1 protein-coding gene is annotated in these 1395 nt (G+C 51.2%); it reads right to left on the bottom strand.

What is annotated here, in order from left to right; all coding sequences use genetic code 11:
• On the bottom strand, positions 1-1292 hold a 1292-nt coding region (locus tag FYJ53_RS21045; protein ID WP_154557787.1), incomplete at its 3' end, for a PBSX family phage terminase large subunit.
• Between the last annotated feature and the right edge of the window lie 103 nt (positions 1293-1395).

The raw sequence follows: 1395 nt of genomic DNA, 5'->3' as shown, positions 1-1395 counted from the left end.
CGGATAATTGTGTAACAGAAATACCGCACCGCATCCATGGCGTGGTCGTATTCCTTGACGGGTTTGTCCTCTCCGCGGTCAACGGCTTTTTCGTCCCATGTGTAGGAGCTGAATTCTTTGATGGTGTTTTCGCAGCTGTCCAGGAAGCGGATTTTCTCAAGGTTTAACTGGGTTCCGACAAAACGGATGCCATCAAGCACGTCGTTTTTGGCTTTCTTGACGCGAAAGCCGCTTTGTTTCAGCTGCGCAATAAAAGAAGCCGCTGATGGGTCCACCACCACGGCTGTTGGTTTGATACCGCCAAGGAACTGCTTTAGATCCTCGACGTATTGGATGTCGGTTTTCTGTTTGCTCTCGTCTCTTCCGGAATAATAGTACTCCCGGATGCAGTACCAGACACCGCTTTCGCCGCGCTGCCAGAGTAAAAAGACGGTGGCGTTCTGGGTGCCGTAGTCACAGGAAACATAATGCTTTGGCAGCAATGTTTCTTTGATCTGACTGACCACATGCTTTGCCTTGTCAAACATGTCGTAGATCAGGCCGTCAGCTGCACACCACAGGCCCAGAATATAGCGCTTGTAAAACACGCCGGTGTACATGGCGCGGTACCTTGCCTTGATCTTTTCGGAAAGGCTGAGGTTGTCCTCCATGGTGAAGTGGAGGTACAAGATATCCTTCAGCTCAATGTTTTTATCCCTAAGCTCTTCCTGTTGCTTCCTGGCAAGATATCCGGTACACCGATCAATCCAGTTTAATTTAAACCAGTGATAAGGCCCGTCCGGGTTGCAGTTAAACCAGAACTTTGAGCCGTCCACGGAGCAGCGCCCGGTCGCTTGGTTAACAAAACTCTCGGGCATCAGGGCCACTTCATCGAAAAAGACGCCCGCAAGGGTGATTCCCTGAATAAGGTCTTGTGAACGCTCATCTTTGCCGCCAAAAATGTAGAAATAGTTGATAGTATCGCCTCGAGCGACTTCCAAAAGGTTGTCGCTGCGGTGATCTTTTACTTTGTAGCCCCGGCTCCGGAGCATAATTTTAAGCCAGAACAGCACATTTCTCCGGAAGGAACCTATGGTCTTGCCGCACATGCCGAAGTTCTGGCCCTGAAAGCTCGCCATGGCCCAGATCACAAAGGAAAGGGACATAGCTAGGGTTTTACCAGACCGGATAGCACCGTCGGCGATGATGCCGTCTTTGTCCTTAACCGGGCTGTCCGGACACCACCAGTTTAAAATTTTGCGCTGCTTCTTGGAGAAGGGCTTAAACCGGAAGGCTGCTTTTTTAATCTTCATCGGCCCAGTCCTCCACCGCGCTGCCGTTCAAAGCTTCCAGGAAACCATCGTCTCCAGGCTGCTCGCCGCCGGCGCGTTCTTTGTTTTCGGCTTCTACCTTGGC

The sequence above is a fragment of the Eubacterium sp. BL-380-WT-2B genome (genome assembly GCF_009696115.1).
Taxonomy (GTDB): Bacteria; Bacillota; Clostridia; order Eubacteriales; family Eubacteriaceae; genus Eubacterium; species Eubacterium callanderi.
The sequence above is the reverse complement of the archived record's forward strand: the minus strand, read 5'-3'. Positions and strand labels throughout refer to the sequence as shown.